We start from the raw sequence: 8111 nt of genomic DNA, 5'->3' as shown, positions 1-8111 counted from the left end.
GCCGTCGGCGCTTACGATGAGCCGTCACCCAGCGCCGGGCCGCCCGCGGCAGCCATCCGCAGCCGAAGGCTTTTGGGCCGCATGTCCGTCCAGTTCTGCTCGACGTAATCCAGACACGCCTGGCGGCCGGTCTGGCCATCGGCGCCGAAGGCGATGGTCCATCCACCCGGCACCTGCTTGAACGTGGGCCACAACGAATGTTGCTCCTCGTCGTTGACCAGCACGTAGAACGTCGCGGTCTCGTCGTCAAAGGGGTTGCCCGACACAAAGTCTCCTCAGCAGTGCGTGGCTGTCGGCGTGCCTGTGACACGCCCGCCTGAACCTGGACACCCTATCAAAGGTTAGGCTTGCCAAAGACGGCCGGATACAGAAGGTGAGACATGCGGGTAGCAATGTTCGGGTACCAGACCTGGGGACACAAGACCCTGGAGGCACTCATCAAATCACCTCACGAAGTCGTGCTGGTCGTCACCCACCCGCCGAGTGATCAGCCCTACGAATCGATTTGGGCGGATTCCGTCGAAGATCTGGCCCGTGACCACGGCATTCCGGTGTGTTTGGCCCAACGACCCGATGATGCCCTGATCGAGCGGGTCCGCAGCGCACAGCCCGACATCATGGTGGCCAACAACTGGCGGACCTGGCTGCCCCGCGAGTTGTTCGACCTACCACCGCACGGCACGCTCAACCTGCATGATTCGATGCTGCCCCGGTTCACCGGATTCTCGCCGGTGATCTGGGCAATGATCAGTGGTGCCAACGAGGTTGGACTGACGGCGCACCGGATGGACGATGACCTGGACACCGGCGATATCGTGCTGCAACGCGCCATCCCGATCGGTCCTGCGGACACCGGAACCGAGTTGGTGCGCGCCACCATCGACCTCATTCCCGAGGTGCTGATCGAGTCCCTCGACCTCATCGAGCGCGGGGCGGCCACCTGGACACCCCAGAACCTCGATGAGCGCACGTTCTTCCACAAACGCTCGGCACGCGACAGTCTCATCGACTGGCGTTGGTCCGCAGCGGAATTGGACCGGTTCGTGCGCGCCTTGTCCGACCCTTATCCGAATGCGGTCACCTACTACCGCGGTGAACGAATCCGGATCCTCAAGGCCGCGGTATCGCGTTACCGATACGGAGGCACACCGGGTCGCGTCTTCATCGCCGAAGGTGACGGCATGGTGATCGTCACCGGAGCCGAGGCCCACCGCGGACAGGAGCCCGGCCTGGTGATCCACCGGGTTCGCCTGGACGACGGTACCGAGCTGCCCGCCCTGGAGTACTTCGGCCGCGGCGGCGGGTACCTGACCGATCGTCCGTGAACCTCCGATAGCGGGGTTGGAGATCTCCAACCCCGCTATCGTGCACGTGCTTTCGCGATCGGGTCAGTGACCTCCGACCAATTCGTGGGTACGCCGACCGGCCTCCACGCGGCGCGCGATGGACTCGACGATCTCACCGCTGCGGACCGCCACATTCGACAGCAGCGATGAACTCAGTCCGTGCGTGTGCTCGGTGCCGCCCTGCAGGTAAATGGCGCCGGAGATGTCCCGGGACGTCCGCAACCGGTAGTCGCGGGTCAGTTCGGGCAGATCCACCCCGAATTCGCCCGCCTCGTACAGGTCGCCGAGTAGCTCCGGCAACGGCATCGGGATGAAGCCGGTCGCGTAGACCACCGCATCGCAGTCCAACACCTCTACCGTGCGAGTGGGGTGATGCTCGATCGTCACCCGGACACCGGTGTCGTGCTCCACGGCGCCCTGCACGCTCGACGCACCGCGAAAGAAGAGCCGGCGCTTACCCGCGACCCGCTCGGCGTACTCGCGGGTGTAGAGCTCCTCGATGAGCGGCAGATCCACGCACGAGTAGTTGGTGGCCCGGTGGTAGTCCATCAGCCGCTGCCGGACCGTCGGCGCGGCCGTGTAGAAATCGTCGACCGCGGCGGGATCGAAAACGCGGTTGGCGTACGGACTGTCGTCCGCCGGGCTGTAACCGTACTTGGCGAATACCCCGTGCACCTCCGCATCGGGGTAGGTGACGTGCAGATAGTCGGTGACCTCGGCCGCGCTCTGGCCGGCCCCCACCACGACGAACCGGTGATTGGTCGTCGACGGCACCTTCGGCAGCTTGCTCAGTAGCTCGTGATTGTGGAACTGCCGCGCAGTCTCGGTGACCCCGATCGGCAACTGCGCCCGCAGCCCGCCCGCGAGCACCACGGCGCGGGCCCGCAGCGTGGATGACTGACCATCGCGTACGACATCGACGGCGAGCCAGTCTCCCTCGTCACGCACCGCCACCGCGCGGGTGCCGTAGTGCACCGTGGCTGCGACCCGCGCCGCCGCCCACTCCAGGTAGTCGTGGAACTCGAGCCGGGTCGGGAAGAACGTCTGGTGATTGATGAAGTCACTGAGTCGGCCACGGTCGGTCAGATAGCTCAGGAAGGTGTACCGGCTGCGCACGTTGCGCTGGCTGGCCAAGTCCTTCAGGAACGAGATCTGCATCGTCGTGCCGGGAATGAGCATGCCTGTGTGCCAGCCGAATTCCGGCTTCGCCTCGATGAACTCGGCGGCGATGGCCGGATTGGGTCCCCGGTCGTGGTTGTGTTCCTCGATCGCAATTGCCAGACCGAGGTTCGACGGGCCAAAGCCCACGCCGACAACGTCGAGCACGCGGTCTATCGCGTTGCCAGAATCGCCATTTCCGGAACTGAAGGACATCAGGCTCCCGCCATCTGATTGATCGCACCGGGCACCGGCTCGGACGGGTCGGAGCCCAGGGCCACGATGCGATTGCCCTCATCGACGTGCACCACCCGGGGTGCGTGATCGGCGATCTCCCGGTCGTCCAGCATCTGGAAGGACATGATGATGACCAGGTCGCCCGGATTGATCAAATGCGCTGCCGCCCCATTGATCCCGATCACCCCGGAGCCGGCCGCCCCCGTGATCGCGTACGTGGTCAGGCGCGCACCGTTGGTGATGTCCACGACGTCGACCTGCTCGCCCTCGAGGATATCGGCGGCTCGCATCAGGTCTTGGTCGATGGTGATCGATCCTACGTAGTGCAGATCGGCCTGGGTGACGGTGGCGCGGTGCACCTTGCCCCCCAGCATGGTTCGGAACATATGTCCCTCCAGCAGTTGTTAAGTCAGTTCGCACCCGATTGGCAGTCAGCCACGGAGCGTAGGTTAACCTAACCTTATGTCGCTTACAAACCTCGGAATGGTCTTCCGGCGTACCACGATCATGTTGGCCGCTGCGGCGCTCGGCACCGGCCTCTTGGTCGGCTGCGGCGGGTCGACCGCAAAGAACGAGAACGCCGCCTCCAGCACCACGGCGGCTGCGGAATCCGTCTCCATCGCACATAAATTCGGCGAAACCAAGGTTCCCGCCAACCCCCAGCGGGTGGTCACGGTGGGCTGGAACGACCAGGACGATGTGCTCGCCCTGGGTGTCGTGCCGGTGGGTACCCGCAGCTTCTTCGACAACTACAACAACTTCCCGTGGGTGAAGGAGGCCACCGGCGGTAAGGGTGTGCCCGTCATCCCAGGCGACGAGATCAACTACGAGGCCATTGCCAAGGCAAAGCCGGACGTCATCTTCGCCATCTACGAGACCATCGACAAGAAGACCTACGACCAGTTGTCGCAGATTGCGCCGACCGTGGTCCAATCCGACAAGTACGCCGACGAGGAAACCCCCTGGGACGTCCAGCTTCTGACGATCGGCAAGGCCCTGGGCAAGGAGACACGAGCCCAAGCCCTCGTCGACAAGGTCAAGGTGAAGATCGACGAGACCAAGACCGCGCACCCCGAGTTCGCCGACAAGACTCTGGTCGCCGACTACACCACCGAATTGAACTCGCAGTACCTGCTCCCCGCCGGCGATCCGCGTCGTCAGTTGTTCGACGCGCTGGGCTTCAAGGCCCAGCAGGACTCCGGTGACGTGTCGGACGAGAAACTGTCCCTGCTGGAGGGTGACGTGCTGTTCGTCAACGGTCTCTCCAAGGAGCAGGTCGCAGGATCTCCGGCGTTCTCCCGGCTGAAGGTCGTGCAGGACGGCCGCACGCTGTATGCCGGTTCGGACTCCACGCTGAGTGGCGCGCTGACCTACAGCGGACCCGAAGCGCTGCTGTACGCGCTGAACGTGCTGACCCCGCAGCTGAGCAATGCGCTGACGGGCAAGCCGGTCACCGACCTGTCGAATTCTTAACGCGTGCCCCGGGTGTCCGCCCGCGCCTTGTCGCGAGCGGATGCCCGGGGTATCACCAACGGCGTCCCGGTCTCCGGGTCGTCGATGATCTGGCATCTCAGGCCGTAGACCTCCTCGACCAGTTCCGCGGTGATCACCTCGGCCGGATCGCCCTGGGCCACAATGGCACCCGACTTCATGGCGATGATCCGGTCGGCGAACCGGCAGGCATGGTTCAGATCGTGCAGCACCGCCACGATGGTGCGGCCCCTGGTGGCGTTCAGTTCCACGAAGAGGTCCAGCAGTTCGATCTGGTGGGCGATGTCCAGATATGTGGTCGGCTCATCGAGCAGGATCACCTGCGTGTCCTGCGCCAACACCATCGACACCCACACCCGCTGACGCTGCCCGCCGGAGAGCTCGTCGACGGGCCGGCCGGAGATCGCGGTGACACCGGTGGCCGCCATGGCGTCAGCCACCGCCTGCTGGTCGGAACGCGCGTACTGCCGTAACACCCGCTGATGCGGAAACCGGCCGCGTGCCACCAGGTCTGCGACCGTGATGCCCTCGGGGGCGATGGAGCTCTGCGGCAGCAGCCCCAGCTTGCGGGCAACATCCTTGGTCCGCAGCCCGGCGATATCGGCACCGTCGAGAACGACCTGACCGGCCACCGGACGCAGCAACCGCGCCAGCCCCCGCAACAGGGTGGACTTGCCGCAGGCATTCGGACCGACGATCGCGGTGATGGCCCCCTCGGCGATATCCACCGTCAAGCCGTCGACGATGCGACGATCGCCGTATCCCAGCGACAAGTCGCGTGCGCCCAGATCCGTCATTACACTTCCCCTCTACTGCCGCCGGGCCTGCATGACAAGCAGCCAGATCAGATACGCCCCGCCGGCCACCACGGTGACCGCACCCACCGGAAGTTCGGCCGGGGCAAAGATCCTCAGTGCGATCAGATCGCTGGACAACAGCAGGAACGCGCCCATGACCGCCGACGAGATGAGCCCCACACCCGGTGTGCCCACCACCCGACGCGCCAGTTGGGGTGCGGCCAACGCCACGAACGAGATGGGCCCGGCCGCCGCAGTGGCCACCGCGATGAGCAACACCCCCACACCGAAATAAGCGATGCGGGCTCGCTCGGGCCGAAGTCCGAGACCTCCCGCCGCGTCGTCACCCAACTGCAGGATCGACAACTGCGGGCCGATCGGCACCAGGACGACCACCACGATCGCGACACACACCAGCACGGGGACGGCCTGTTCCCAGCGCAGCCCGTTGAGGGTGCCCTGCTGCCAGACGGCCGCCGTGATCGCCTGGTGCAATTTGATTTTCAGGATGATCCACTGATTCAGCGAGCTGAGCATGGCGCCCACGCCGATACCGACGATGATGAGCCGGAAGCCGGCCATCCCGTTGCGGTAGGCCAGCAGGTACACCACCACCGCGGTGAGCAGGCCACCGATCACCCCACCGAGTGCGGTGAGGTAGTACCCGCCGCCGAAGGCACCGATGACCACCAACGCACCGGTGTAGGCGCCGAAGTTGAACCCGATGACATCGGGACTGCCCAGTGGGTTTCGGGTCAGCGCTTGGAAGATGGCACCCGACATGCCCAGGGCCGCACCGATCACCAGGGCGAGCACAATCCTGGGCAGTCGCCATTGCAGCACCAGGACGTTGACGAAGCCCTGTTCCCGACCGGTCAGCACCCCGATCACCTCGGCGGGTGACACCGGGTACTCCCCCACACCCAGCGCCAGCACCGCCAGCGCCACGGCGCCGAACCCGAGCGCCGAGAGCACGACGATACTGCGCCACGATGCCCGTAGTGCCAGTGCCGGTTCACGGCGCAGCACCAGCTGAGGACGCCCGAAATCAACGGGCTGGAGCCGATTCACAGGCCGCTCGCCTTGGTGCGACGGACCAGCCAGATCAACACCGGGGCACCGATGAACGCGGTGACGATGCCGGCGGGCAGTTCCCCCGGTGGCACCACGATCCGACCGACCACGTCGGCGGCGAGCAGCAGCGCCGGCGCGGCGAGCACGCAGTAGGCACAGATCCAGCGCCAGTCCGGCCCGGTGAACCACCGCACGGCGTGCGGCACCATCAGACCCACGAATCCGATCGGCCCGGCCGCGGCCGTCGCCGCTCCGGTCAGCAAGGTCACCGCCAGCAACCCGAGCACTCTGGTGCGGACCACGTTGCCGCCCATGGCCACCGCGAGCTCATCGCCGAGCGCGACGGCGTTGAGCCCATGGCTGACGTACAGACACAGCACCGCACCGACGATGACGAACGGGACGACCGTGGCCGCCACCTCCAACGGTCTGCCGTCGAGCGCGCCGGCGTCCCAGAACCGCATCGAGTCAAAGGCCCGCGGGTGACGCAGCCGGATGGCGAACGAGATCCCGTCGGCCACCGCACCTATCGCGACGCCGGCCAACAGCATCCGCACCGGCGTTGCCGTCAGCCGGCCGGACGCGGCCACCCCGTAGACCGCGAGCATCGCCACGAAGGTACCGAGAAAGGCGAACCAGAGGTAACTCGACAGGGAGTGAAAGCCCAAGAACGCGATCGCCGACACCACGAACAGCCCGGCCACCCCTTCCAGACCCAAGATCTGACTGTCGGCCAACGGGTTGCGGGTGATGCCCTGGATCAGCGCCCCGGACAGGCCGAGCGCGATACCGACGACGATGCCCAACACGGTGCGCGGGATGCGCAGTTCATACACGATCCACTGGTTGCCGGTGTCGGTGTAGTCGGTCACGGCATGCCAGACCGTCAACAGATCGACGGTCTGCGTGCCGACGGCCAAGCTCAGAACGCACACCAGCATCAGCACCGCAGCACAGCACGCGAGTCCGGCCAGATGCCTGCGCTGCGGGGCACCGAGTTCGGGTTCCGCGGTCGCTGTCGCCATCGACTACAGGCCCACGCGCTCGAGCGCCAGGTCGTATTCCTCGGCGGCGGCCTTCGCACTCTTACCCTCGGCCAGCGCACGCTCGTAGATGGCTTCGACCTCGACACTGACCGCCTCGTACTTGCGATCCCAGGTCTCGGAGTCGAAGCGCCAATAGCCGACGATGTCGTATTGGTCTGGCACCCAACCGTATTCGCTGCGCAGGTACTTGCGGACCATGCGGGTGGCCTGCGCTTCCCCGGCGAACCAGCAGTATCCCCGGCCGCCGGGATGCGGGTGAGCGCGGACCAACTCGGGCAGCCTGCTGGGGGCGAGTCCGTTGCCGGTGCCGATGGTGACCACGACGGGGATATCGGAGCGCTGCGGCAGATAGGTCAGATCGGCGCGGTCGGCGACCTCCACGATCGCTGCGGCCTCGGTATCGGCCGGAAGTTCGTCCAGTATGCGGGCCAGTGCCGGTAGGCCGGACAGGTCAGCCACCAGCAGCTGCCATGAGGTGGCCGGCTCGGGTCGGTACCAGCTGCGCGCGTGGTCCACCGCCACCCGCTGGCCCGGGGCCGCCCGCCGCACCCATCGGGTGGCCGGCCCGCGTTCATGCAGGACGAAGTCGCAGGTGACCTGCCGTCCGTCGCGGCGACGCACGCTGTAATTGCGACCCTCGGGTTCACCGTCCATCTCTGGCGGACCGGGCTGCCCCGGCTCGGGAAAGTAGATGCCGAGGGCGGCGTCGCCGGCCTCGGGCAATCCGAGCGAGTCCAGATCCGGCACCTCGAACACCACCCGGCGGATATGTGGGCCGATATCGCTGACTTCGGTGACGACACCCTGCGCGGTTCCCATGCAGTGCAGGCTAACCTAAGCAACGCCGGCTCAGGCAGCCGCGCACGCCGACCGGGCTTCGGCAACCGTTCACACGATGTGACATCACACGGTGGCGCGGCCTTCCGCGGTCGCGCGCCATCTCAGCGAACCGCCGGTAAGGT

At 66.0% G+C, this 8111-nt stretch carries 9 protein-coding genes; 2 read left to right on the top strand and 7 right to left on the bottom strand.

Features of this window, described 5'->3' with window-relative positions; all coding sequences use genetic code 11:
* Positions 1-11 precede the first annotated feature (11 nt).
* Positions 12-266 carry an MbtH family protein gene (locus FHU31_RS10270; protein WP_090355129.1) on the bottom strand — a complete coding sequence of 85 codons (255 nt, stop codon included), beginning with the start codon at positions 264-266 and terminating at the stop codon, positions 12-14.
* Between the two features lie 114 nt (positions 267-380).
* On the opposite strand from FHU31_RS10270, the gene FHU31_RS10265 reads away from it, so the two are divergent.
* The gene (locus tag FHU31_RS10265; protein WP_167157962.1) at positions 381-1325 is read left to right on the top strand and encodes a methionyl-tRNA formyltransferase; all 945 of its coding nucleotides are present in this window, start codon (positions 381-383) and stop codon (positions 1323-1325) included.
* 63 nt (positions 1326-1388) lie between these two features.
* Here FHU31_RS10265 and FHU31_RS10260 read toward each other — a convergent pair whose 3' ends face one another.
* On the bottom strand, positions 1389-2720 hold the full coding sequence (locus FHU31_RS10260; RefSeq protein ID WP_167157960.1) for a lysine N(6)-hydroxylase/L-ornithine N(5)-oxygenase family protein: 1332 nt from the start codon (positions 2718-2720) through the stop codon (positions 1389-1391).
* Entirely contained in the window at positions 2720-3127 is a 408-nt protein-coding gene (gene panD, locus FHU31_RS10255; RefSeq protein ID WP_167157958.1) for an aspartate 1-decarboxylase, read from the bottom strand. The genes FHU31_RS10260 and panD overlap by 1 nt, the downstream gene beginning before the upstream one ends.
* A 76-nt stretch (positions 3128-3203) precedes the next feature.
* On the opposite strand from panD, the gene FHU31_RS10250 reads away from it, so the two are divergent.
* Positions 3204-4214, top strand: coding sequence for an iron-siderophore ABC transporter substrate-binding protein (locus FHU31_RS10250; RefSeq protein WP_234901179.1), 1011 nt, complete (start codon positions 3204-3206; stop codon positions 4212-4214).
* On the opposite strand, the gene FHU31_RS10245 is transcribed toward FHU31_RS10250, so the two are convergent.
* Genes FHU31_RS10245 through FHU31_RS10230 form a run of 4 tightly spaced genes read right to left on the bottom strand, consistent with a single transcriptional unit; the run spans position 4211 to position 7968 of the window.
* Entirely contained in the window at positions 4211-5029 is an 819-nt protein-coding gene (locus tag FHU31_RS10245; RefSeq protein WP_167157956.1) for an ABC transporter ATP-binding protein, read from the bottom strand. The two genes, FHU31_RS10250 and FHU31_RS10245, sit on opposite strands and share 4 nt — an antisense overlap.
* Before the next feature lie 12 nt (positions 5030-5041).
* A complete protein-coding gene (locus FHU31_RS10240; protein WP_167157954.1) occupies positions 5042-6100 on the bottom strand; it encodes a FecCD family ABC transporter permease in 1059 nt (352 codons plus the stop codon).
* Positions 6097-7128: an iron chelate uptake ABC transporter family permease subunit gene (locus tag FHU31_RS10235; protein ID WP_167157952.1), complete on the bottom strand. Its 1032-nt coding sequence runs from the start codon at positions 7126-7128 to the stop codon at positions 6097-6099. The genes FHU31_RS10240 and FHU31_RS10235 overlap by 4 nt, the downstream gene beginning before the upstream one ends.
* Before the next feature lie 3 nt (positions 7129-7131).
* On the bottom strand, positions 7132-7968 hold the full coding sequence (locus FHU31_RS10230) for a siderophore-interacting protein (protein ID WP_167157950.1): 837 nt from the start codon (positions 7966-7968) through the stop codon (positions 7132-7134).
* Positions 7969-8111 lie beyond the last annotated feature (143 nt).

It is taken from the genome of Mycolicibacterium fluoranthenivorans (assembly GCF_011758805.1).
GTDB lineage: Bacteria > Actinomycetota > Actinomycetes > Mycobacteriales > Mycobacteriaceae > Mycobacterium > Mycobacterium fluoranthenivorans.
The sequence above is the reverse complement of the archived record's forward strand: the minus strand, read 5'-3'. Positions and strand labels throughout refer to the sequence as shown.